Source organism: Blastococcus goldschmidtiae, assembly GCF_031845325.1.
GTDB lineage: Bacteria > Actinomycetota > Actinomycetes > Mycobacteriales > Geodermatophilaceae > Blastococcus > Blastococcus goldschmidtiae.
Genome location: NZ_JAVREI010000002.1, coordinates 425703 through 448631 on the forward strand (window position 1 = coordinate 425703; position 22929 = coordinate 448631).

The following is a 22929-nucleotide window of genomic DNA, read 5'->3' on the forward strand; positions in this document are numbered from 1 at the left end:
CTCGAGGTCGTGCGGCTCCGCGTCTGAAGCGGTCAGGGAAGACACCTGGGAGTCCGCCGTCAAGCAGTGGTTGACCGAGCTGACAATCACACGCGGTGCAGGCTCCTATGACGCATAGTTCATCCTCGCGGGCGCAGCGGGGAAAGTCGACCCGGGGGTTGCTGCCCTCATCCGGAGTCTGCATACCGTGCTGAGGTTCGCCGAGCGGTGGACCCGGATGATGGCACCGCCGAACCTGCCCGCCGTCACACCGGTCCTGTTGAAAACGACGGGCAGGGCGGGGGACCCACCTCGCATGACTAGGCCTTCAGGTCTTGGGGTGAAGCCGTGTGATGCGGCCGGGCAGCTCTCGCCGGAACCCGACAGCTAACTCCGTAGGCGGCGAGAGGCTCACCACCTATGTCTAAGCGCTACGTCGGGCGGCACCGCCGCCCTACCCGCAACCCTGTCGTGGCGGCCGTGGCACGACCCGCCGTGGTCGTCGCGGCAGCAGCGGCCGTCTCCGTCGGGATGATCGCCCCCGCTCAGGCTCACTCCGGGGACCACACGGTTCGCTCCGGCGACACCCTCGGCGGACTCGCGGCCAGCCACGGCACCTCGTGGCGAACGATCTACGCGGACAACCGCGACACGATCGGGTCCAACCCGAACCTCCTGCGCATCGGTCAGGTGCTCACCACCGGCGGCTCCGGCTCGACGCCGTCAGCGGCCAGCGGCTCGAGCGCGTACACCGTACGCGCGGGAGACACGCTCAACAGGATCGCTGCCCGGCACGGCACCACCTGGCAGCAGCTGCACGCCCTCAACCGGGAGGTCGTCGGCGCGAACCCGAACGTCCTGCGCGTCGGTCAGCGCCTCCTCCTCAGCGGGCAAGCCTCCCCGGCCGCCGCGCCGCGTGCCGTTCCAGAGCGCGCCAGCCGTGGCTCGGACAGGCCCGCCCCGGCCCCAGCCCCCGCGCCGACGTATGCAGCGGCTGCGCCTTCGAGCGCCTACGGGGCGTGGGATCCGCACGTCCGACCCGCCGTCCAGGAGATCGCCGATCGGTTCGGCATCTCGACAGTCCTCACCCGCCCCGGGCACACCCCCACCCAGGGCCGCGCGGCTGACTTCATGGTCTACACCGACCGGGCCAAGGGAGACGCCGTCGCCCAGTACGTGATCGACAACGCGGCTCGGCTCGGAGTCGAGAGCGTGATCTGGCGGCAGCGGATTGCCGGTCCGTGGACCGGTTGGGCGTGGCGCGCAATGGAAGACCGCGGATCCGCCACGGCCAACCACATGGATCACCCCCACGTGGCGTTCCGGTGAGCCGGGTAACCGACTGACCGCGGTGGTCCGTTAAGCCCGGACCGACGACAAGCGTCCCCTGCCCCGCTGTTCGGTGGGGCAGGGGGCGCTGTCTACGGGCGGCCCGACGTTCGGGCACGCCGCCGCGGCTGTGGTCCCTGGCTGCCCCGGTGGACATGACCCACTGACCCACCGACTCCCGCCTCACAAAGTCTTCTGTGTGGAGCCGGCGCAACTGCGACTGATGTGTCCAGACAGCGGACGCCAGCCGAGTCACGCCCCCGCGTGCGTAGCTCGTCGGTCGGCCGATGTCGACCGCCAGCCTGGGGCCCGAACCAGTCCCGACGGTGGGATATCCCTGGTCTGCGGATTCGCATGAGCTCCGCGAAACTCTCGGTTCCTGTCGGGTGCCGGCGGAGGGCCCCCTATGAGTGAGCAGTGATGATATGTCGCCCCCATACCCGCGCCGCTCTCAGAGTCAAGTCACTGCTCTTTGGCGTTCTGCATCCGACCTGGCTCATTCGGCCACGTCCTCCAAGGCCAAGAGGTCGTCGATCGTCTGCCGTCGACGGATCAGACGCACGGCGCCTCCATCGATGAGCACCTCGGGTGCAAGTGGACGTGAGTTGTAATTCGACGACATGCTGGCTCCGTACGCCCCGGTGTTCATGAAGACGACGAGGTCGCCGACCACGACGGCCGGCAGTGGTGCGTGCTCGACGACGCCGTCCGGACTCTGGGTGAAGACGTCTCCTGACTCGCACAGGGGGCCGGCCAGCACTGTGGCCGACACGTCCCCGTCACGCCTGTCTCCCTCCCGGGTGATGACCTCGGTGCCGTGACTGCTGCCATACAGGGCAGGCCGGATGAGATCGTTGAAGCCGGCGTCCAAGAGGACGAATCGGTTCGACCCCATCCGCTTGAACGCGCGGACCTCGGCGACGAGCACTCCGGAGTTCGCGACGAGAAAGCGCCCGGGTTCGATCTCCAGTCGCACGTGGTGCCCCAGGTGGGCGGTCAGTTCATGGCGCGCGTCGTCCCAGAGCCGGAAGTACCGATCCGTATCCACGATCGGATCGGCAACTGTTTCTCTGACGGTGAGGCCACCTCCCGCGGAGATCGCGCGGATGTCGTGGTCGATCCTCTTGGCATCTCGGACCATCGATTCGCACACCCGCTCGAGGTGCCCGTAGTCCACCCCTGAACCGATGTGCATGTGCAGGCCGATCAGGTCGAGACCGTGACGATCGACGGACTCCACGACGTCGGTCAGGTCCTCATGCCAGATACCGTGCTTACTCGCCGGGCCGCCGGTGTTCGTCTTCTGACTGTGCCCGTGACCGAAGCCGGGATTGACTCGTATCCACACGGGATGCCCGGGGGAGATCTCTCCGAGCTGCTCGACCATCTGCGGCGACCCAACGTTCACCGGGACACCCAGATCGGCAACCCGCTGGAGCGTTTGCCGATCGAGCACGTCTGCGGTGAAGACGATCGGATCCTCATCCCCACCAGGGGTGTACCCGGCTGCCAGCGCCCGCTCGATCTCACCGGCCGACACGGCGTCAACCATGACTGCCTCTTTCCGCATCAACCTCAGGATGTGAAGGTTCGACGAGGCCTTCTGCGCGAAACGGATGGTGTCGAACTGCCGAAGTAGGTTGATCTGCGTGCGGATGCGCCCGGCGTCGTAGATCCACACCGGTGTCCCGTACCGCTCGGCGACGGCGGCGATCGTCGCGCCGTCCATCCCGTCAGGAGCGGTCAGCGTTCCCGGTCGTCGTGTCATCGCGTCCTCCATCAGCGCCGGTGCAGCATTCTCGGTCGGCATGCGTCATGCAGGAGCGGGTGGCCACGACGACGTAACCCGCCGACATGCCTCCAGCCGTCGTCTCGACGTGGCACATCCCGCCGTCCTCGTCCACGTCCCGGCCCCACACGCCCTCGACAACGACGCCGCCTCGGCGGACGAACGCCTCGGCCAGTCCGGCGAGGTATCGGCCAGGGTGAAAGTGCGCCTGGTACTGGAAGTGCAGTGCTGCGGCGACCTCGAACGGCAACGGGGCCTCGCGCGACATGGTCACCGGGAACCCGATGCGTTCGGCGACCGACCTCGCCCTCCTTCTCGATTTCCGCCACCTTGGCGTCGTCCTCGGTGTAGACGACGTGCGGGTGACCGTGCTCGAGCATGCAGTCGATGCCGAGGGTCTCGATGAGACCGAGGATCTCTTGCAGCCCGGCCACATTCGCCTCCGCATAGGCGGCTGCAGCGTCGAGGCCCCGTGTCTGCTCGATCTTCGAGTACGGGGCTCCGTGGCCGTTGGTGACCTTCACCGTGGAGTGGGTGGTCACCGATCGACCGATCGACCGATCGGCTCGGCCGAGACGACGGCTACACGACGGCCGGCACGCTGGAGGCGTAAAGCGGTGGTGACACCGACGATCCTCCGACCGAGGACCATGACATCCGCGGCCAGTGGACGCGGCTCGGTCGACCCCAGATCCAAAACCGGCGTGGTGTCTACCCACGGTGAGACGTGACGGCCTTCAGCGACTGGCATGGTGCGCGTTCCTTTCGATTGATGACGTAGTTCCGACCTGCTCGCGCTGACCCGGGCCTGCGGCATCTACCCGACCGGGCGTCCCGAGACCGCTGCTACACCGAACTATCATGGGTTCGACGTGGTGATGGCCGGGGGATAGGCAGCACCGTCCCCGCGAGCCGGCCTGGTCCGGGGAGGGGCAGTGCAGGGGGACTTTTTGTGCTGGGCCCTTGTGCACGTCTCCAGAGGGCACGATCGGCTCCGGGTAGCTGGCCAGTGGCGACCGCCAGAGAGGGACGCCGGTCAAACGTCACGGCGTCGAAAGGCGCCTGGGTCGGTTCGGAGGTACACCCATGGCGGCCGGATGAGATGTCTCCGCGTCGCGCACGCTGTGCGACCCGGATATCAGAGGAGATGACGTTCATGGAGATCACTGAGGGATACGTGGTGGACCTCGCCTGCCTGCGGCGGTATCCGCAGCAGGAGTACACCTCTCGCGCCGCGGAGCACACCACAGAGTGCGCGTTGATGGGCCACTGCGTGGAGAGCGGCTACGGCCTGGTGGCAGATGACAACCTGCTGGTTCCGCTGGACATGGAGGCCACACGGCAGGTCGTGTCGGCCCTGGCCACCGCCGGCCCTCGCGGTGTACGACTCCGCGCGACGCGGGAGGACGTTGACGGCGAGTTGCACACCACGAACGTGCGAGTGCTGTGACCCTCCTGGCGGCGCTGCCGGGGCGAGGATTTCGGGAAAGACGGTCGGCGCGGGACGCCCGGCGGCCGAGGTCTCGTGCCGGGCGCCCGTGCGGACCGCAGTTGGGGCGTTGCGACGACGCGTTAGCCGAGAGAGGCGATGAGATCCCGGCAGGCCTGCTCGCATCGGCGGCAGGATTCTGCGCACACCCGGCAGTGCGCGTGCATCTCCGCGTGCTCGGTGCACTCGTCCCCACAGACCTTGCACGCAGCGGCACACGCCTCCAGAACCGCGCGCGTGAGATTGGCGTCGTAGCCGGTGTGCCGGGAAAGCACGCGGCCGGTGGCGTCGCAGATGTCGGCGCAGTCGAGGTTGCTGCGGATGCACTTGGTGAGCTCCGCGACCATGTCCTCACTCAGGCATGCGTCGGCGCAGGCGGTGCAGGCCTGGGCGCACTCGAAGCAAGCCTCGATGCACTCCTGAAGCTTCTGACGATCGACACCGCCGAGGTCCTTCGGGTAGGACTCCAGCATCTGGGCGGTAACACTCATGGTGGCTCCTCCGGGTGCCGGTGCAGGTGGCCTGTCCACCGAGGAACGCCGGCCATGGAAGCGCTACCCGCTCATCCGTACGGATAACGACTTTCGCCACTCTTCCTCTGCACGAGTCCATGAGTAGGAGGCGGCGGTCCCGTACGCGGGGCCACGACGGCGAGCGGTCCACGCTGGAAGGACCGGTTGCTCAGCCGATCGCTGAGTCCGCGGCCCTCGTCGACGGCGGCAACGATTCGGCAGGGATCGGCGTGCCGACCCTCGGAGGGGTGATCACGTGACCGGCAGGTGGGACTGCCCGCCCTGGTGCGCGGACTCCGAGGGCTGGCTTCGGGCCGCCGCTCGCGGGGTAGAGGGATAGCGTCGCGTCGAAGGGACCGATCGGTGCCTGCACGCGGGCGAAGAGGAGGACGGCGATCAGCGCCCGCCGAGCGCGAGTGCCAGCCGCAGCACCCAGGTGCCGGCCACCCGGCCGGGACGGACCCAAGGGGCCGGTCGGTCGCGGTCGGCTCGCTCACACCGCCACGCTACTGAGCGGTGCGGTCCTGGGCTGCCGTGGAAGGCGCCGTTCCGGCGCAAGTGGGCGCAGCCGTGTGGAACTTGCCGATGCTGATTGCCACGCGGATCCAAAGCAGAGTCTGCACCCGCTCGCTCGGCGCGCCACTCAGCCAGGGACAGACATCGAGACGGCGAAGTCGCCATCGCGGTCGGTCCACCAGTGCGTCAGCCTGAGGCCCGCCGCGGCGAGCTCTGCTTCGACCCCCTCCCGGCGGAACTTCGCAGAGACCTCCGTCCGCAGGTCCTCGCCTGCGGCGAAGGCCACATCGAGTTCGAGGGCGGCCACCCGGACAACCTGTTCCGTCCGCGACCGCAGCCGCATCTCGATCCACTCCTGCTCGGCGTCCCATAGGGCGACGTGCTCGAACGCCCTTTCGTCAAAGGTGGCCCTCAGCTCGCGGTTGAGCACGGCTAGGACGTTCCGGTTGAACGCCGCAGTGACCCCTGCAGCGTCGTCGTATGCGCGCACCAGGCGGCCAGCGTCCTTGACCAGGTCGGTGCCGAGCAGGAAGGAGTCGCCGGGCTGCAACGTGCCGGCCAGCTCGGCGAGGAACTCCGCCCGCGCTACGGGCTCAAGGTTGCCGATGGTGGAGCCGAGGAAGGCGATCATCCGTCGGCCGGACCTGGGCAACCGGTCAAGGTGTCGGGTGAAGTCGCCGACCACCGCCTCGACCGCCACACCGCTGTATTCGGCCGTGATGGCGCGCCCGGCCGCGGCCAGCACCGTGGGATCGATGTCGAAAGGCATGAAACGCCGCAGCGTTCCGCCGTTGCACAGTGCAGTCAGCAGCAGCCGCGTCTTCTCGGAGGTGCCGCTACCCAGCTCCACTAGCACGTCGGCGGCCGAAGCCGATGCAATCTCCTCGGCGTGAACCTCGAGCACGGCCCGTTCCGCGCGGGTCGGGTAGTACTCCGGCAGTCTGGTGATCTCGTCGAAGAGCCCGCTGCCCCGCTCGTCGTAGAACCATCGGGGCGGCAAGGACTTGGGTGTCGCGGTCAGCCCGGACTGCGCGTCGGCTCGAAGCGCGACCGCGGCGTCGTCCGGGGCCAAATGGGTGGTCAGCGAGATCAACACTGCTCTCCTCGGCTCGTTCGTCAGGTCAGCGGGGTAACGGTGGGACCGGCGGAAGTGACCTCCACCAGGTGCCGGTCAGGGATGTCTCTCCACCGCGGATCGTCGTCCCATGGCTCACTGGCCAGCACCGTTCCATCCGCAGTGGATAGGACCGACAGCGTGTCGCCCCAGGCCGTGGCCAGCAGTCGATCGCCGTCGGCAGCCAGCAGATTAAGGCGGGCGCCTGGATCGGCCAGGCCGAGCTCCTGCACGGTTGGCCCCAGGGCGTCCAAGCCGCGATCGAAGGCGAGGGCGGCCAGCAGTGCGCTGTCGACGGTCGATTCGGCATTCCGGGTCGCCGGGAGTACGGCGCGATCGACCCGACCGTTGTGCGACAGGAGCCAGCGGCCGTCGGTGAATGGAGCGACGGCGCTCTCCTCCATGGGCATGCCCACACTGGCCGATCGGACGGCGGCCACCACGCAACCCGACGTCAGGGTCGGCGCAACCGACGCGAACGAAGCAGCCGCCCACAGCGGACGCGCGGAGCGCCAGCGCGCCGGCGCGGGCCGGCCAGGGGAGAAGAACCCCACTCCCCAGCCGTCGGCATTGACCGTGCCGTACCGCTGGCGGCGGGGTGCCCAGGATTGCACGAGCAGGGAACAGGGCGGCTCGAGCACCAGCTCCGCCAGCGAGCGGGGGCGGCCGAGCCAGGCGAGGTGACGGCACACCGGTCAGGTGTCCCAGGCCAGCCGCAGGCCGCTGAAGATCTGGCGGCGGAACGGGTGGTCCCAGTTGCGGAAGCTGGGGCGGACGATGGATGGGCCCACCGCCCAGGAGCCACCGCGCAGCACCCGGTAGTCGCCGTGGAAAAAGGGAGCTGAGTAGTCGGCGTAGAGCATCGGCTTGAACCCGGGCCACGGGAGGAGCCCCGAGGAGGTCCACTCCCAGACGTCACCAATCAGCTGTTCGGCGCCGTAGGGCGAAGCGGAGGCCGGATAAGCCCCCGCAGGTGCCGGCCGCAGCGCGCCCCCGCCCAGGTTCGCCAGGGCCGGCGTCGGCTCCGCGGAGCCCCACGGGAACCGTCGGCGTCGACGGGTGCTCGGGTCCCACACTGCGGCCTTCTCCCACTCGATCTCCGTCGGCAGTCGTGCGCCGGCCCAGCGCGCGTAGGCCTCGGCCTCGAAGAAGGTGACGTGCTGGACCGGTTCGTCGGGTGGCAGCTCCTCGAGAACGCCGAAACGATCGCGTGTGCCGTCGGCGTTCCAGAACTGTGGGCGCGCGAGGCCGGCTCCCACCCGGTGCGTCCAGCCGCGCTCCGACCACCAGTGCGGCGCCTCGTAGCCACCGTCGGTGACGAAGGCGGCGAACTCGGCATTGGTGACCGGCACCCGCCCGATCCGGAAAGAGGGCACGTCGACGCTGTGGGCCGGCCTCTCGTTGTCCAGAGAGAAGGGTTCGTCGGCAGCGTCGACCCCCAGCACGAACTCCCCACCCGGCACGAGCACCGACGTACCAGCCACGCCGCGGCGTCCGGCCGGAAGCGGTGCACCGGCGCCTAGCAGGGACGGACCCGCACGCAGGTTGAGCGCCTGCAGCATGGTTTCGTCGTGCTGCTGTTCGTGGCTGACGACCATCGCGAAGTGGAAGGGGTCATCGTCCGAGCCGAGGTGCTCCAGTCGGTCGATGACCCGACCGCGGACTTCCCGGCAGAAGGAGCGGGCTTCCACCGGTGGTAGGAGCGGCAGGCGCGAACGAAGCGCCCGCGGCTGCGTAAATGCGTCGTACAGTACCTCGACGTCGGGCGGCAGCAGACCCGGGCAGGTCGCGTTTCCGCCGCGCAGGAGCCAGAGATCTTCCTGCTGCCCGATGTGCGCCAGGTCCCAGACCAGCGGGCTCAGCAGTGAGCTGTGCTGGCGCAGCAGTTCTGGGTCGTCGTGGTCGGTGAGCAGCAGCGTGCGATCACGGGCAGCGGTCAGGTCACGAGCCAGGATTTCCCGTAGATTGGTCACGATGGCACCTCTGTGGCGGCGAGAAGCACAGCGGTGGGTCCGCCGTTGCGAGCGGTGTGCAGCAGATCGTCCCCCGGACTGCTCCCCCCGTCGACGAGCGCAGCCAAGGCGGCCACCTCCGCATGCAGGGCAGCGGGAACAGCGTCCAGAGCGGCGTCAAGGCAGGCACGGGCGGCGGCGTGCAGTCGGGGGTCGGCGAGGCCGACGTGGGCCGCACGCTGCCAGGCGTCGGCGACGGGGGAGCTGGCTGCGGCGGCGCGCTCGCTGGCGGCCGGGTCGTCGAGCAGGGCCGCGGTCACCGCGGTGAGGGCCGGCCACCACGGTTCGGGAGCGGCATCGAGGTAGCGGATCTCCAGGTAGCCGCGGAGCCGGACCGGCGGGAACAGCGTGGTGAGGTGGTAGTCGAGATCGTCGACGTTCGGGCGCCGATCGGCCAGTGTGGCAGCTCCCGAGACCCAGTCGCAGAAGGGGATGCGGCCATGCACGGCCTCGATGCGCCCCGTGGCGTAGTTGCGTACGCACATCACCGGGGCGGCGAGCGCATAGCGCGCCCATTCTCCGGCAGGGTCGTCCCGCCCCTTCAGCGGTGCACAGCGGGACTGATCCAGCTGCCCCCATACGGCCTGGCGACTGGACTGCCAGCCGGTGACGCGTGCACCGACAAGTGGGGAGCAGGCCGATATCGCGACCAGCACGGGCCCGAGCTGATGGGCCAGCGCCACGCGGGTCGCCCAGGCGGACGGCGGTCCAGCGTCCAGGTTCACCTGCAAGGAAGCGGTCGACGCCATCATCGCTGCCCCGGCGGTGGCGCAGCCGTTGGCGGCGAAGTGCCCTTCCATCGCGGTGTAGCGGTCGGCCGGGTTGATCCGGTCAGCCGGCCTGAGCGGGTCGCAACCGATCAAGGCTGGGGCAAGACCTGCGTTGGCGAGTGCTGCCCTGAGGACAGCGTGATCGGCACGCAGTGCATGCACCGCGTCCTCGGTGCCGGCCATCGGCGGCCCCGAGAGCTCGATCTGGCCACCGGGTTCGAGCGTGACCCGGCTGCGGCCTGGCAGGGTCGGCAGACCCCCGACCACGGCCTGCAGGGTCGGCCAGGGCACCCGTCTGCCGGGCGCTGCCAGATCGATGACATGTGCCTCCAGCTCGATGCCGATGCGGCCGACGAGGCCGGGGCGTAGCGCATGTCCGGTGATGTGTGCGATGGCTCCGGTCAGTGTCAGTGATGAGGCATCTGCTCGGCTGCTGGAGACCGACGTCATCTTGGATCTGCTCCTGGTTGCTTCGACGTCCGCCGTGGCTGGCAGTGAGTGCGGCTCTGCTCGCCATGGCGTCTCAGTCCCTCGTCTACGCCCCGGCTCCGTCGGAGAGCTCGCCGGCCGGCCGGTCAGGGAGGGTCTGCTTGCGGCGGGAGCGCCGCGACGAGCGGGTGGTCCTTGTTGATCTTCCCGGTCTTGGCCGCGCCGCCGGGGCTGCCCAGGTCGGAGAAGAACTCCACGTTGGCGTTGTAGAAGTCCTTCCACTTGTCCGGAACGTCGTCCTCGTAGTAGATGGCCTCGACCGGGCAGACCGGCTCGCACGCTCCGCAGTCGACGCACTCGTCGGGGTGGATGTAGAGCATCCGTTCGCCCTCGTAGATGCAGTCCACCGGACACTCGTCGATGCACGACTTGTCGAGCACGTCGACACAGGGCTGCGTGATGACGTAGGTCACAGTGCCTCCTTGGCTGTCCGGGGCGATCCACGAGCTGCTGCGGCATCTTGTTCGGTGCTGCGCATACGGACGAGGGTTTGTTCAGTCCGGAGACGGGCATCCGAACATCCGTAGATCCGTACGGCCATCATCCACCTCGAGCCGGCATCGGCAAGTTGGAGGGGAGGAGTCACCGTGATCCCACGGTGGGGGGAGGTGATGGGGCTCGACGGCGACGGGGGTGTCCCTGGCGCTCAGCCACAGCGTTGAGGTCAGAGCAATCTGGAACCAGACGGCCGGTGTCGTGCCGCTTTACTGGCGACGGCGTTAGTGCTTGCACGGTTCGGCAATGCGGATTCGGCTAGGGCACTGGCACAAGCTACCGATCACGGCGCGGGGATCGGCTGTCACCTCTGAGGCGCACGGGCTGGATGGCAGCTGCCACTCTGTCTGACTGTGCGACCAATACTTCGATATCTGGTCCACCGTGCTCAAGCCGTCAATATCGGCGCAAGACATCAACAGGCAGGTTTCTTGTGGGCTGGCTTGTATCTGCTCTCGGCGCAGTGATCGTGCTCTTTGCGCTGCGCGACATGTTCCATACGATTTGGCATCCCAGTGGGCAAGGCTCCCTCAGTCGCCTTGTCATCGAGGGAATCTGGCGCGGCTCCCGACTCGTGAGGCGGCGGTCGAACCAGACCTCCATGGTCGGCCCAGTCGCGCTACTGGCTGTGATCCTGACATGGGGTCTCTTGATCCTCGCGGGCTGGACGCTGGTCTACTGGCCTCACATGGCTGAGGGCTTCTCGTTCGGCTCCGCCCTTAACCCGTCTCAGCGAGCCGACTTTGTCGACTCGCTGTACTTGTCTCTCGTCACGGTCGCCACCCTGGGATACGGCGACATCGTTCCGACGTACGGCTGGCTGCGGCTAGCGGCACCGTTGGAAGCTCTCATCGGCTTTGCGTTGCTGACCGCAGCCGTGTCGTGGGTGCTGCAGATCTATCCCGCCTTGGCGCGCCGGCGTGCCCTGGCCGTTCGTCTCGCACTCCTGAAGAGGGCGGACGCCGCACGTGCGATTCCGACCCTCGATTCATCCGCAGCTTCGACGTTGCTCGACTCGTTGGCCGACGAACTGATCCAGGTCCGCGTTGACCTGACCCAGTACGCCGAGACCTATTACTTCCGCGAGGTGGACGCGACGACGTCGCTACCCGCCCTGGTCCCGTACGCAGTGGAGTTGGCCCGGGCTGCCCGAACAGCTCCCCGGCAAGATCTGCAGCTGGCCGCCACGGTGCTCGAAGAAGCCGTGGGCGACTACGCGCATCTGCTCAGGCAACAATTCCTGCCATCCGAGGGCACTACCGACGAGACGCTGCAGCGTTACGCCCGCGACCACGGCCACAGCAACTGACCCCGCTCCTCGCGCGCCAGGTGCTCTGCGAGTGATGGCTGGGTCCGGGATGCCGTCCAGATGTCGATGCCGGATGCCCCCGTTACCGGGACGTCCGTGCGGGTAGCCATGCTGACGGAGGTGCCTCAATGTCAGAACCGCTCCACGCGCATCCGGTCGACCCTGAACGCGTGGCCCATGCCCGTGCGCGGCTACCTAGCAGGGAAGACGCCGCGCAGCTGACCAGTGTGCTGAGCCTGATGGCAGACCCCACTCGCGCCAGGGTGCTCTTTGCCCTGGACATGGTTGAGGAGCTCTGCGTGGGGGACTTGGCCCTGGCTCTCGAGAGCAACGAGGATGCTGTCGGGTACGCCCTCCGCTTGCTGCGAACGGCCGGTCTGGTGACCAATCGAAAGCAAGGGAGGGTTGTGTACTACCGCCTCGCAGATGGCTTTCCTGAACCCCTCCGTGACCACTGCCTGCGTCAGCTGATCGCGCTGACCGAGACTTCGACGCCGGAAGATGACTGACCGCACCCGCGGGCGTCTCCGACCGACGTCCGTCGGCGCGCAGGGGGCCGGGTGAGGATCTAGAGTCACAACATCCGCACACCCGTGCGGATATTGTGCGTCGTCGCCTAGCCGGGCCGTGTCTCGGCAGCCGGTCGGATGTGAGAGGGAGGCCATGGTCGCCATCCTGTCGCTGCTAGCACTCGTGGCCGTCCTCATCGTCGGGCTCTACGGGACTTCCCTCGCGCTCAGGACCGCGCGTCAGCCGGCCGTGGTCCTTGCCTACGAGTCCGGCACCCTCCTCCAGCAGCACGCAGTCTCCCGCTACCACACCCGTTGGTACGCGATCACAGTCCTCTTCCTGGCCTTCGACATGGAGATGATCTTCATGTACCCCTGGGCGGTCGTCGTTGCGGACATGGGCGCGAAAGCCGTGGTGGAGATGTTCGGTTTCCTCCTAGTCCTACTGGTTGGCGTGACCTACGTCTGGCGCGAGGGTGCGCTCCGATGGACGTGATCGCACGACTGCGTGGCTGGGCGCTGTCCCGACCGCGGGTCCTGCTCGTCGACGCCCATGGCACAACCAGGCTCCGCTGGACCGTGGAGGCCGACCTCGATCGCCGCGGCTGGTCCTGGGCCGCGTCCCCCGCGGACACCGACCTGCTAGTGGTGCTGGGCGTACCCGGCCCCGACCTGGCTGCTGCTGTCGACATGCTGTGGAACCAGGCGCCCGAGCCTCGTTACCGGGTGGATCTGCACGACCCCGGTGCCGTCGTCGTCGCTCTGGACGCTGGTGTAGATGCGCTGGTCCGCCGAGCCGGCTCGGGTGTGGACGAAGACGACCGGCCCTCGCCGACCTCGTTGCTCGGCAAGGACGAAGACGCCGACCACGAGGGCATGGACCACGGCGGGGGTGGTCATGAGGGCATGGACCACGGCGGGGGTGGTCATGAGGGCATGGACCACGGCGGGGGTGGTCATGAGGGCATGGACCACGAGGGCATGGACCACGAGGGCATGGACCACGAGGGCATGGACCACGAGGGCATGGACCACGAGGGCATGGACCACGAGGGCATGGACCACGAGGGCATGGACCACGAGGGCATGGACCACGGTGGTGACGTCGCCGGGCTGCCGATGGCCTCGACCGGTCCGGACCGGGACGGGCTCGAACTCGACGTTCTGAAGGTGGCGCTCGGGCCGGTACTACCGGGCTGGCCGACGGGTCTGGTGTTGCGGGCGGACCTGCAGGGTGACGTCCTCACCTCCGCAGAACTGGCCTGGCTCGACGCCGGCACCGTCCCCACCGCGCATGAGCAGTCCGACTCCCAGCGGGCCGCACTCGACCGGCTCGCCCGCTTCCTGGACGTTGTCGGCTGGCCGATGGCCGCCCGCGACGCGCGCCGCGCCCGGGACGCGGTCGCCGAGGGAGCCGATCGAGGCGAGGCGCATCGGCTCGCCGAGGCCGTGGCGCGGCGGGTGCGCCGGTCGCGGACCTTGGCGTGGACGGCCGGTGGCATCGGGGGGCGCGGGTCTGGGGGAGACGCCTTGGACCGGGTCAGGCGTTGGTGCGACATGGCGTCGGGGCAGTCGGTGGAGGACTTGCCCGCGACGTCGTTGGAGGACGTCGCGGCCCTGGTGGAGGGCGTGGAGATCGGGAGCGCACGGCTGATCGTGGCCAGCCTCGACCTCAGCCCGGTGTCCGCGGTGTCGGCTCCGGGACACGTCCATGCCTGAGCGAACATTGGCGGAGGTGTGGGGGCTGGTTCCGGCAGTCCTCGGGATCGTGGCGATCGGTCTGGTCCTGGGTTTGGTGGTGACGGCGGTCGACCGCGTCGTCGTCGTCGGCGCGTCGGGGGCCGCTGTCGAGCCGATCCGCTCCAGTGCACGTCTGCTGGTCGAGCAGCGGCGGACGACGCTGGCGCCGGATCGGCTGCTGTGGCGGATCGGATGCGTCGCTGTGCCGACACTGGCGCTGCTGTCTCTGGCGGTGGTGCCCGTAGGCGGTCGGACGTTGTGGTCGACCAGCGCCGACCTCGTGTGGTTCAACGCCATGGAGGCGTTGCTGTGGGCGGCGGTGTGGCTGGTCGGCTGGGGCCCGAACGCGATCCATGCCCTGACCGGTGGATACCGGTTCCTCGCCCAGGGCCTGGCCTACGAGCTGCCGCTGATGTTCGCGCTGATCACTGCTGGTCTGGCGGCCGGCTCGCTCCGGACGACGGACGTCGTGGCCGCGCAGCAGGGCCTGTGGTTCGTGGTCACGATGCCGGTCGCCTTCGTGGTCTTCGTGGCCAGCGCCGCGGCGTTCGCGTTCTGGGGGCCGTTCGCCGCGCCCGCCGCACCTGACATCGCCGGCGGCGTCACCTCGGAGCTGTCCGGGGTGGACCGGCTGCTGGTGGAGGCCGGTCGCGCCGTCTTCCTCGGCGCGAGCGCGGCCATGGCGGCTGCGTTGTTCCTCGGCGGCGACTCCGGCCCCTGGTTGCCCGGCCCCCTGTGGCACCTGCTGAAGACGCTGGCCGTCGTCGCTGCTCTGGTCTGGGTGGGACGACGGATGCCAATGCTGCGGCCCGACCGCACGGTGGAGGTCGGCTGGATGGTCCTCGTCCCGCTGACGCTCCTGCAGGCGCTGATCGTCGCCGTGCTCGTCCTGAACGGGTTCTACGCGTGAGGAGGAACCGATGCTGAGCGAGCTCTCCGGCTGGGCGATCACGGCCGTCGCCGCCCTCGGTGTCCTCTCGGTCGCGGCCGGGGTCGCCGTTTTCGTCGTCGACTCGATGGCGCGGGCGACGTTCGCCCTGCTGGCGTCGTTCCTCGCCGTGGCGGGCATCCTGCTCGCCCTCGACCTGGTCTACCTGGCCGTCGTGACGGCGCTGATGATGACGATCGAGATGGCGATCATGGCCGTCTTCATGATCATGTTCATGATGAACCCGGCCGGGCTCATGCCGATGACGATGGTGCACAACGCCAAAGGGTCGGCCGTGACGGGTGCGGGTGCGTTCGTCGTCCTCACCGTCGGCATCTGGACGATCGACTGGCCGACGCGGGACACCTCCCGCCCGGCTGACAGCACCCGACAGCTCGGCGAGGCGATCATGGGCAGCCACATGCTCGTCATGCTGGTGATCGGCATCGGGCTGTTCACCACGATCCTGGCCGGCACCGTCCTGGCCACCTCGCGCGGTCGTTACGACCGCTTCGGCGCCGGTCTGACGGCGAAGCGCCCGGACGACCCGGTGCCCGGGGGACTGCGCCGATGACCGCCGAGATGGTGCTGCAGATCGTGCTGACCGTCGCCGCGGGCCTGATCGGTGTCGGGCTGTTCGGGGCGTTGTCCCAGCAGACGATCGTCATGGTGATGATGGGCCTCGAGCTCGTCCTCAACGGTGTGCTGCTGGCCGGGGGAGCGGCCTGGTACTTCCTCGCGCCGGAGCTGCCCGACGCCCAGGTGCTGGTCGTCGTGGCGCTGGTGGTCATGGCGGTGGAGATGGCCATGGGCTTCGCCGTCACCGTCGCCTTCTACCGAGCCCGGCAGCTGGACATGATCGACATGGCGTCGGACCTGCGCGGATGAGCGCCGTCCTCGGCGCGCTGGTGCTGCTCCCCGCCCTGAGCGGGGCCGCCTTGCTTGTCGCCGGGCGGGGGGCGGACCGCGTCGCCGGTCCGCTGGCCGTGGCCGTCACCGCGGCGGGCGTGGTGGTGGCGGCGCTGGTGGCCGGGACCCGGCCGCTGCTGTCGGTGCCGTTCCTCGGGATCGTCGAGGGCGGGGATCTGCGCCTGGTGGTTGACGGGCTCTCCGCCGTGCTCGTCGTCCTGGTGGCCGGCATCGCCCTGCTGGTCACCGTGTTCGCCGTCGCGGACCTGCCGGCGGATGCCGCTCGGGGGCGGTTCTTCGGCTACCTGTTGCTGTTCGTCGCGGCCATGCTGGCCACGGTCACCGCTGCCACCCTGCCCACGCTCCTGCTGGCGTGGGAGGTGATGGGCGCGACCTCCTATGCGCTCATCGGCTACCACTGGGACGAGCCGGGCAAGCTGGCCGCCGGCACCCGGGCGTTCGTGACCACCCGGGCCGGTGACCTCGGCCTGTACGTCGCCGCCGGGGCGGCGCTGGCCGCGACCGGGAGCCTGGTGCTGGCAGACCTGGACACCGCGGACGGCGGGTGGGCGGACGTGGCCGCCGCCGGCGTGCTGGTCGCCGCGCTGGGCAAGTCGGCGCAGCTGCCCTTCTCGGCCTGGCTGTCGGCCGCGATGCAGGGGCCGAGTCCGGTGAGTGCGCTGCTGCACTCGGCCACGATGGTGGCCGCCGGCGGGTATCTGCTGATCCGGATGCAGCCGCTGCTGGCTTCGACCGGCTGGGCCGCGACGGCGGCGGCGTGGGCCGGGGCGCTGACGGCGCTGGTCCTGGGTGCGGTGGCCGTGGCCCAGTCCGACCTCAAGCAACTGCTCGCGGCCAGCACCGCCGCGCAGATCGGCTTCGTCGTGCTCGCCGCCGGGGTGGGCGCCACCGCAGGAGGCACGGCGCAGCTCGTCGCGCATGCCGCGGTCAAGGCCGGCCTGTTCGTCGCCGCCGGGGCCTGGCTCACCGCGCTGGGCACCAAGAACCTGGCCGACCTACGCGGCGCCGCCCGTCGGTATCCGGGAATCGGGGCAGCGGCCACCGTCGCTGCCCTCGCTCTGGCCGGCGTGCCGCCGCTGTCGCTGTGGGCCACCAAGGACGAGGTGCTCGCCGGTGTCGACAGAACGGCGCTGCACATCGTCGGCCTCGCCGCCGCCGCGGTCTCGGCGGTCTACGCCGGTCGCATCCTGGCCGTCGTCCTCGCCAGGCCGGCCGGGGACGAGGCGTTCGACGAGGAGGAGCCGGGCACCCGGCGCGTCCCGGCCCTGACGACGGTCGTCGCCGGCGTGCTGGCCGTGTTCGCCGCCGGGCTGGGTGTGCTCGCGCTGCCGGCCATGGCCGAGGAACTCAAGGCGGTCTTGGACGTGGAGGGGGAGCCGTCCCCGGGGCCGGGGGAGCTGCTCTTGTCCGGGGCGCTCGCGCTGGTGGCCCTGGGGCTGACCGTCGCCGTGGTCCGGACCCGCCCTGCCGTCATGGAGCAGCTCTCCCGGGGTCCGCTCGCCTCATGGGCCGGGCTGGGACGGCTGTTGTCGCCCCGGCCGGCCATGGCTGTCGGCCGCGCTCTGGCAGTCGTCGACGACCAGCTGATCGACCGGGCCGTCATGGGGGTGGCCCTCGGCGCGCGTCGGCTCGCCGGTATGGCGTCCCGGGCGGACGACAGCGTCCTGGACGGCGCGGTGTCCGGCGTCGCCGCGGCGACCCGCCGCACCGCGGCCGGCTCCGCGCGGATCGACACCGGCGTGGTGGACGGCGCGGTCCGTGCGACGGCGCGGGCGTTCCGCCGCGCGGGGACCGCCGCCCGCCGTCCGCAGACCGGGCTGCTGCACCAGTACTACGCCCAGGCCGTCGTCGGTCTGGGGTTCCTGCTCGTCCTGCTGCTCGTGGTGAGGTAGTCGTGCTGCTGACCGTCGTGATCTTCCTGCCGTTGCTGGCTGCTGCTGTGCTGCTGGCGGTCCCGGGGATCCCCGGTCGCGCGGCGATCGGGGTGTGGATCGCTGCCTCCGCCGTCGACCTGGCGCTGGTCGGCTGGATGTGGTGGCGCTTCGAGCCTGGAGAGGGCGCCTCGGGCGTCGTCGACGGCCTGGCGTACGAGGCCGACGTGCAGTGGATCCCGACCGTCGATGCGGGCTACCACGTCGGCGTCGACGGGCTCTCCCTGCCGCTGCTGGCCCTGACCGGGGTGCTGTTCCTGGCCTGCGCCATCTACTCGCTGCGGGAGCCGGACCGGCCGCACACCTACGCCGCGCTGTTCCTCTTCCTCCAGACGGCCTGCCTGGGCACGTTCGCCTCGCTGGACCTGATCCTGTTCTTCGTCTTCTTCGACCTGTCGATCGTCGGGATGTACTTCGTCATCGCCGGCTGGGGGCACGGCAACGCCCGGCGCAGCGCGCTGAAGTTCTTCCTCTACACCTTCATCGGGTCGCTGGCGCTGCTCGTGGGCTTCATCGGACTGTTCCTCGGCAGCGAGGAGCGCACCTTCGACATGGTGGCGCTGGCGGCGAACCCGCCGCTCGCGGATTCTCCGGTGGCCGGCGGCCTGGTCTTGCTGGCGATCGGCCTGGGGCTGGCGGTGAAGACGCCGCTGTTCCCGTTTCACACCTGGTTGCCCGACGCGCACACCGACGCCCCGGCCGCCGGGTCGGCTGTGCTGGCCGGGATCCTGTTGAAGCTCGGCACCTACGGATTCGTGCGGATCGCCATGCCGATCCTCCCCGATGCCTGGCAGCGGTGGGCGATGGTGGCCGTCGTCGTCGGGGTGATCAGCGTGTTGTGGGGCGCCTTCGTGGCGCTGGCCCAGACCGACGTCAAGCGGATGATCGCCTACACCTCGGTCAACCACATGGGCTACGTGCTGCTCGGCCTGGGCGCGGCCGGCCTGGTCGCCTCCGCCGACGAGGAGGCGAGGACCGTGGCCACAGTCGGGGCGATGTACCAGATGGTCAGCCACGGCCTCCTCACCGGCGCGCTCTTCCTGCTCAGCGGCGTCCTGTGGTCCCGTGGGCACAGCTACGCCTTCGACCGATGGGGCGGCCTCGCCCGTCCGGCACCGGTGTTCGCCGCTTGCCTTGCCGTGGCGGCGTTCGGCTCCCTCGGTTTGCCCGGGTTCTCCGGGTTCATCGCCGAATTCCAGGTCTTCACCGGAGCCCTGCAGGCCGCGCCGGTGGGGACGGTGATCGCCGTCGTCGGCATCCTGATCACCGCCGGGCTGTTCCTGCTGGCCCTGCAGCGGCTGCTCACCGGCGACACCGTCGTCCCGTCCGAGACCGAACCGGATGAAACGTGTGGGGGCCCGGTTCCGGGGCGGACCGACGGCGGCGCGGCGACTGCCACCCTGCCGCGGAAGGCGAGCCGAATGGCAGACCTGCGTGGACACGAGATGGCCTCGATCATCCCGCTGCTGGCGCTCGTCCTGATCCTCGGCCTCTTCCCACGCTTGCTGCTGGACGTCCTCGAGCCGGCCGCCATGGCGGCGGTGGAGCTGGTGAGCCGGTGACGGGCATGGGGGACGAACGGGTGCTCGCCCTGCTTCCCGAACTGCTGCTGCTCCTCGGTGCCGTCGGCGGCCTGCTCCTGGGCCTCTGGACGCCCCAGCACCGGCAGTGGCGCGTCCGGCTCCTGGTCACCGTGGCGTGCCTGGCCAGCGCGGGCGCTGCGGCGGTCGCACTGGCCGAGCCGGCGGAGCGGGTGTTCGAGGGCACCTGGGTCATCGACACCACCACCGGCGTCGTCCGGATCGTGGTCGCTCTCGGCGTGGCCGTCCTCGTCTGGCTGGCGTCGGCCTCGCTGGCCGGACACCCGCGGGAGACCGAGGCCTACGTCCTCATGCTGCTCGGCGGACTCGGCAGCATCGCGCTGGCCGCCAGCGGCGACCTGCTGCTGCTCGTCGCCGCGTATCTGCTGGCCAGCGTCCCGCTGTACGCGCTGGCCGGCTTCGCCAAGGACTCCGCAGGTGTCGAGGCGACGATGAAGTACTACCTGATGGGTGCCTTCGTCGGCGTGCTGATGCTGGTCGGCGTCGCGGCCCTGGTGCTCGCCGCCGGCACGACCGGCTACCTCGACCTCGCCGCGCAGCTCCCAGAGGCATCGCCAGCGCTGCTCGCGGTGGGCGTCCTCGGCGTGCTCGCCGGGGTCGCCTTCAAGGCCGGGGCGGTGCCGGTGCACTTCTGGGTCCCCGACGTCACGGCCGGCACCACCCCGCCGATGGCCGCCTACCTGACCACGATCCCGAAGATCGGCGCGGTCGCGGCGGCCTTCCGGCTGCTGGCCGAGCCTTTCGCCGACGTCCCGCTCGACGTGCCTCTGCTGGTCGCCGTCATCGCCGCAGTCAGCATGACCCTGGGCAACCTGGCCGCCTTCAACCAGACAGACGTACTGCGGCTGCTGGCCTACTCCACGGTCAGCCAGGTCGGCTACCTGTTCATGGTCGTCGCCGTCGCCGCCCGCACCGATCTCGCCGTGCCGGCCCTCGCGATCTACCTGGCTGGCTACGCCGTCACCAACGTCGGCGCCTTCGCCGCCGTGGCGGCTGCGCCTACGGCACGCACCATCACTGACTGGGCGACCGCGATCGGACGGCCCCGCTGGATCGCGTTGAGCCTCGTCGTCTGCCTCCTGGGCCTGGTGGGGACCCCTCCGACCGCGGTCTTCGTCGGCAAGCTCGCCGTCTTTGCCGCCGCCTGGGACGGCGCGCTGGTGTGGCTGGTCGTCGTCGCGGCGATGAACACCGTCGCCAGCCTCTTCTACTACCTGCGCTGGATCGCTCCCGCGTTCGCCGGTGTCCCCGCTATACCGGTACCAGTAGAGGGGGCCGGGGGTGCCGGTCCCCGGACAGCGGCCGGTACCGCACAGACAGTGCACCCTGCCCCGGCGATGGTCCTCCACGCGGCCGCAGTTGGATCGATCCTGCTCGGCTTGGGTGCCGGTGTGTGGCTGGGTATCACTTCCGGGGCGGTCTGATTGGTCGGTGTTTAGCCCGCTGAAACCACGGGAGCGCACTAGACGCGCCCGGCAGTGCGGAGCAGGAAGGTGCCGGCATAGACCTTGACAGGGCAGTAACCGGCTTCGGCTCGGTCATTCCCTTCGGGCTCGGGGCCGTGGCACCGTGGAAGAGTTGGCGCTTCATCGTGCAGCCACGAGGCGAGCAATTCACTTCACTTAGGCAGATGGCGCTCGACGTCCTCGTCATCGACGGGCGAGGCAATCTCGGTACCGGTGTGGCTGCAGACCATCGCAATGCAGGCTCAAGAGCGTGCGCTGGTGCTCGTGCCGTGCGATTGAAGGAAGTATCCTGCAGTTTCGTCCCTGGTGTACGCCCCGTGGCTCTATGGTGTCGCAGGCGCGGCGCGGCTGTAGGAGACAACTGTGAACCGTGGAAAGTCTCCTAGCGGGGGAAACCCCGCCGGCACCTTCACCGTAGTGAAACGATGGAAAGATGCCGGCGGGCCCACCGCTCCATCAGATGCGGACCGATGGGTCGCTCGCTGCGCGTTTGCAGTACAGTCGAACGACCAATGCCGCATGCCGGGACCCCCTTTCTGGCTGGGTACTCGACTACCTGGTTGCATATCAATTCGACGGGCAGTCGCGCAACACTTCCGCCGGGAATTCAGGGATGGGCCGAGCCTCGGCTTCCTCGGGGGTGTCCGCCTCACCGTTCTCCTCGATGTCCTGCATCAGCCACTCCATCTCGCTGATCTCCCGCTGCTGGGCCTCGATGATCGACACGGCCAGCTCGCACACGCGGACATCGGTGATCTCGGCGCGCTCGGACCGGGTGATGGCCAGCGAGTGGTGCGGGATCATGGAGCTCATCCAGGCGCCGTCCTGCACGGTGGTCTGACTGCGGTCGAGGAAGACCCCGCCGCCCAGCAATAGGAGGCTGGCCGCCACGATGGCGATATTGCCCTTCATGTTCTTGTACATGTTGAGCATCCACGCGAGCATGATCAGTCCCATGGTCCCGCCCATGGTGATCGCCATGAATAGTCGGCTCTCGCTCCACTGCACGTGGCTCCACTCCCACGTGCCGACGAACATAACCCAATACATGACGACCATGGCCGTGAGAATCATGGCGCCGAATCGCAGGTACATCTTGGTGGTCATCTTGCTGTCGTGCGACTGGTCCTCGTTATGACCGTGCTGCTGCTCTTGGTCGCTGCTCTTCGTGGCCATGGTCGAACTCCATTCTCGTGTCGTCGGTACGAGTGAATGCAAGGGTGTCGTGCGATGTCACTGCCCAGAACTGCAGATCAGTACTGCGTTCAATGAACCTCCTGGCCATGCACATCATCGCATGCGACGTAGGTGATCCGTATGCGGCTGACGACGATGGGGGCGGCATGGCGCCTGCCACAAATACTCCGATGTTCGGGTCTGTAGCAGGTGGCCTCATCGGCTAGCGGATCCCTGGGGACCTATCACCTCCGCCCAGCCTGATACAAGTCTCAAACGGTTCTGACACGGTGCGCCGGTGCTGGCCGAAATCGCCGGTGGTGATCGTGGCGCCGAGCCAGGGCGGGCAAAGTCCCAGGGTCCGACCATGGGCACCTTGAGGCGGATGTTGTTCACGCTCAGGCAGGGCTTCCTCCTGAAATTGATCGATGAGCCTCAGAAGGGACATCGCCAGCCGTCTTCGTGTTGCCCGACCCCGCGGCTTGCGCCGTGCCCCTCCGCTGTCGTGTTCCCCCTCTCCGATCATGGGTCATCGCCCGCATGCCCATACGGATGTTCGGAGAAACACGGCGAAGGGCGCCAACCCTCGCGTCGACCGTGCGGCATGCTGGCTATCGGCTCAGCGGGTACTTCGACCTGCCGTGCGGTCGGCAATCGCGATCCTCCGTGCGGGCGCATGCGGCAGCAGCTGACCATTGCGGCCGAGTGGGCGGCGGATGGGACTGCCCAGGGTTCGGTTGACTCCTCACCTGTGAGGCTGCAGCCTCGCTGGAAGGATCAGCATCGTGCCCAAGCCGTTCCCCAAGGAGTTCCGGCGTGACGTGATCGCGGTGGCCCGGCAGGGT

Annotated in this window: 21 protein-coding genes and 1 riboswitch; of the genes, 12 read left to right on the forward strand and 9 right to left on the reverse strand. The window is 69.0% G+C overall.

Translation table 11 applies throughout. The features are described 5' to 3' along the window. Nucleotides 1-217: 217 nt before the first annotated feature. Nucleotides 218-393, forward strand: a riboswitch (cyclic di-AMP (ydaO/yuaA leader). A gap of 81 nt (nucleotides 394-474) precedes the next feature. After that, nucleotides 475-1308, forward strand: a complete 834-nt coding sequence (locus tag RM425_RS06770; protein WP_311344415.1) for a LysM peptidoglycan-binding domain-containing protein — start codon at nucleotides 475-477, stop codon at nucleotides 1306-1308. A gap of 496 nt (nucleotides 1309-1804) precedes the next feature. Here RM425_RS06770 and lysA read toward each other — a convergent pair whose 3' ends face one another. Both lysA and RM425_RS06780 read right to left on the reverse strand, forming a co-directional pair. Continuing rightward, complete coding sequence (gene lysA / locus RM425_RS06775) at nucleotides 1805-3118, reverse strand: diaminopimelate decarboxylase (protein ID WP_311344416.1); 1314 nt, start codon at nucleotides 3116-3118, stop codon at nucleotides 1805-1807. Continuing rightward, the gene (locus tag RM425_RS06780; protein ID WP_311344417.1) at nucleotides 3042-3545 is read right to left on the reverse strand and encodes an FAD-dependent oxidoreductase; all 504 of its coding nucleotides are present in this window, start codon (nucleotides 3543-3545) and stop codon (nucleotides 3042-3044) included. Before RM425_RS06780 ends, lysA begins: the two co-directional genes overlap by 77 nt. 708 nt (nucleotides 3546-4253) lie before the next feature. Between RM425_RS06780 and RM425_RS06785 the strand changes: the two genes are divergently transcribed. Next, nucleotides 4254-4547 carry a hypothetical protein gene (locus RM425_RS06785; RefSeq protein ID WP_311344418.1) on the forward strand — a complete coding sequence of 98 codons (294 nt, stop codon included), beginning with the start codon at nucleotides 4254-4256 and terminating at the stop codon, nucleotides 4545-4547. Nucleotides 4548-4669: 122 nt separating this feature from the next. Here the strand turns inward: RM425_RS06785 and RM425_RS06790 are convergent, their stop codons facing one another. The 6 genes from RM425_RS06790 to fdxA all read right to left on the reverse strand — a co-directional run bounded on the left by RM425_RS06790 (nucleotide 4670) and on the right by fdxA (nucleotide 10412). Further along, a complete protein-coding gene (locus tag RM425_RS06790; protein WP_311344419.1) occupies nucleotides 4670-5077 on the reverse strand; it encodes a four-helix bundle copper-binding protein in 408 nt (135 codons plus the stop codon). Nucleotides 5078-5741: 664 nt separating this feature from the next. Then, nucleotides 5742-6710 carry an L-histidine N(alpha)-methyltransferase gene (gene egtD / locus RM425_RS06795; protein ID WP_311344420.1) on the reverse strand — a complete coding sequence of 323 codons (969 nt, stop codon included), beginning with the start codon at nucleotides 6708-6710 and terminating at the stop codon, nucleotides 5742-5744. A gap of 20 nt (nucleotides 6711-6730) precedes the next feature. Further along, nucleotides 6731-7420, reverse strand: a complete 690-nt coding sequence (egtC, locus tag RM425_RS06800; RefSeq protein ID WP_311344421.1) for an ergothioneine biosynthesis protein EgtC — start codon at nucleotides 7418-7420, stop codon at nucleotides 6731-6733. Between the two features lie 3 nt (nucleotides 7421-7423). Further along, the gene (gene egtB, locus RM425_RS06805) at nucleotides 7424-8701 is read right to left on the reverse strand and encodes an ergothioneine biosynthesis protein EgtB (RefSeq protein ID WP_311344422.1); all 1278 of its coding nucleotides are present in this window, start codon (nucleotides 8699-8701) and stop codon (nucleotides 7424-7426) included. After that, nucleotides 8698-9960, reverse strand: a complete 1263-nt coding sequence (egtA, locus tag RM425_RS06810; protein ID WP_311344423.1) for an ergothioneine biosynthesis glutamate--cysteine ligase EgtA — start codon at nucleotides 9958-9960, stop codon at nucleotides 8698-8700. Before egtA ends, egtB begins: the two co-directional genes overlap by 4 nt. Nucleotides 9961-10085: 125 nt before the next feature. Then, the gene (gene fdxA / locus RM425_RS06815) at nucleotides 10086-10412 is read right to left on the reverse strand and encodes a ferredoxin (RefSeq protein ID WP_311344424.1); all 327 of its coding nucleotides are present in this window, start codon (nucleotides 10410-10412) and stop codon (nucleotides 10086-10088) included. Between the two features lie 545 nt (nucleotides 10413-10957). Here fdxA and RM425_RS06820 point away from each other — a divergent pair. The 10 genes from RM425_RS06820 to RM425_RS06865 all read left to right on the forward strand — a co-directional run bounded on the left by RM425_RS06820 (nucleotide 10958) and on the right by RM425_RS06865 (nucleotide 20866). Next, complete coding sequence (locus RM425_RS06820) at nucleotides 10958-11803, forward strand: potassium channel family protein (RefSeq protein ID WP_311344425.1); 846 nt, start codon at nucleotides 10958-10960, stop codon at nucleotides 11801-11803. A gap of 128 nt (nucleotides 11804-11931) precedes the next feature. Beyond that, nucleotides 11932-12312, forward strand: coding sequence for an ArsR/SmtB family transcription factor (locus tag RM425_RS06825; RefSeq protein ID WP_311344426.1), 381 nt, complete (start codon nucleotides 11932-11934; stop codon nucleotides 12310-12312). 154 nt (nucleotides 12313-12466) lie between these two features. Beyond that, nucleotides 12467-12808 (forward strand): NADH-quinone oxidoreductase subunit A, encoded by a 342-nt coding sequence (locus RM425_RS06830; RefSeq protein ID WP_311344427.1) that lies wholly within the window; start codon nucleotides 12467-12469, stop codon nucleotides 12806-12808. Continuing rightward, on the forward strand, nucleotides 12799-14031 hold the full coding sequence (locus tag RM425_RS06835; RefSeq protein ID WP_311344428.1) for a hypothetical protein: 1233 nt from the start codon (nucleotides 12799-12801) through the stop codon (nucleotides 14029-14031). The genes RM425_RS06830 and RM425_RS06835 overlap by 10 nt, the downstream gene beginning before the upstream one ends. After that, nucleotides 14024-14962 (forward strand): NADH-quinone oxidoreductase subunit H, encoded by a 939-nt coding sequence (locus RM425_RS06840; RefSeq protein ID WP_311344429.1) that lies wholly within the window; start codon nucleotides 14024-14026, stop codon nucleotides 14960-14962. The genes RM425_RS06835 and RM425_RS06840 overlap by 8 nt, the downstream gene beginning before the upstream one ends. Before the next feature lie 10 nt (nucleotides 14963-14972). Beyond that, the gene (locus RM425_RS06845) at nucleotides 14973-15554 is read left to right on the forward strand and encodes an NADH-quinone oxidoreductase subunit J (protein ID WP_311344430.1); all 582 of its coding nucleotides are present in this window, start codon (nucleotides 14973-14975) and stop codon (nucleotides 15552-15554) included. Further along, on the forward strand, nucleotides 15551-15868 hold the full coding sequence (locus tag RM425_RS06850) for an NADH-quinone oxidoreductase subunit NuoK (protein WP_014375746.1): 318 nt from the start codon (nucleotides 15551-15553) through the stop codon (nucleotides 15866-15868). Before RM425_RS06845 ends, RM425_RS06850 begins: the two co-directional genes overlap by 4 nt. Then, entirely contained in the window at nucleotides 15865-17802 is a 1938-nt protein-coding gene (locus RM425_RS06855; RefSeq protein WP_311344431.1) for a proton-conducting transporter transmembrane domain-containing protein, read from the forward strand. The genes RM425_RS06850 and RM425_RS06855 overlap by 4 nt, the downstream gene beginning before the upstream one ends. 2 nt (nucleotides 17803-17804) lie before the next feature. Then, nucleotides 17805-19403 (forward strand): complex I subunit 4 family protein, encoded by a 1599-nt coding sequence (locus RM425_RS06860; protein WP_311344432.1) that lies wholly within the window; start codon nucleotides 17805-17807, stop codon nucleotides 19401-19403. 5 nt (nucleotides 19404-19408) lie between these two features. Then, nucleotides 19409-20866 carry an NADH-quinone oxidoreductase subunit N gene (locus RM425_RS06865; RefSeq protein ID WP_311344433.1) on the forward strand — a complete coding sequence of 486 codons (1458 nt, stop codon included), beginning with the start codon at nucleotides 19409-19411 and terminating at the stop codon, nucleotides 20864-20866. A gap of 609 nt (nucleotides 20867-21475) precedes the next feature. On the opposite strand, the gene RM425_RS06870 is transcribed toward RM425_RS06865, so the two are convergent. After that, nucleotides 21476-22084: a DUF305 domain-containing protein gene (locus RM425_RS06870; protein WP_311344434.1), complete on the reverse strand. Its 609-nt coding sequence runs from the start codon at nucleotides 22082-22084 to the stop codon at nucleotides 21476-21478. Nucleotides 22085-22929: the final 845 nt, after the last annotated feature.

Coding starts and splice junctions, on each gene's coding strand:
- RM425_RS06780 (WP_311344417.1), bottom strand. CDS start 3,545: ATGCGGAGGCGAATGTGGCCGGGCTGCAAGAGATCCTCGGTCTCATCG.
- RM425_RS06845 (WP_311344430.1), top strand. CDS start 14,973: ATGCTGAGCGAGCTCTCCGGCTGGGCGATCACGGCCGTCGCCGCCCTC.
- RM425_RS06870 (WP_311344434.1), bottom strand. CDS start 22,084: ATGGCCACGAAGAGCAGCGACCAAGAGCAGCAGCACGGTCATAACGAG.
- RM425_RS06830 (WP_311344427.1), top strand. CDS start 12,467: ATGGTCGCCATCCTGTCGCTGCTAGCACTCGTGGCCGTCCTCATCGTC.
- RM425_RS06855 (WP_311344431.1), top strand. CDS start 15,865: ATGAGCGCCGTCCTCGGCGCGCTGGTGCTGCTCCCCGCCCTGAGCGGG.
- RM425_RS06790 (WP_311344419.1), bottom strand. CDS start 5,077: ATGAGTGTTACCGCCCAGATGCTGGAGTCCTACCCGAAGGACCTCGGC.
- RM425_RS06835 (WP_311344428.1), top strand. CDS start 12,799: ATGGACGTGATCGCACGACTGCGTGGCTGGGCGCTGTCCCGACCGCGG.
- lysA (WP_311344416.1), bottom strand. CDS start 3,118: ATGCCGACCGAGAATGCTGCACCGGCGCTGATGGAGGACGCGATGACA.
- RM425_RS06850 (WP_014375746.1), top strand. CDS start 15,551: ATGACCGCCGAGATGGTGCTGCAGATCGTGCTGACCGTCGCCGCGGGC.
- RM425_RS06840 (WP_311344429.1), top strand. CDS start 14,024: ATGCCTGAGCGAACATTGGCGGAGGTGTGGGGGCTGGTTCCGGCAGTC.
- RM425_RS06825 (WP_311344426.1), top strand. CDS start 11,932: ATGTCAGAACCGCTCCACGCGCATCCGGTCGACCCTGAACGCGTGGCC.
- RM425_RS06865 (WP_311344433.1), top strand. CDS start 19,409: ATGGGGGACGAACGGGTGCTCGCCCTGCTTCCCGAACTGCTGCTGCTC.
- egtA (WP_311344423.1), bottom strand. CDS start 9,960: ATGACGTCGGTCTCCAGCAGCCGAGCAGATGCCTCATCACTGACACTG.
- RM425_RS06785 (WP_311344418.1), top strand. CDS start 4,254: ATGGAGATCACTGAGGGATACGTGGTGGACCTCGCCTGCCTGCGGCGG.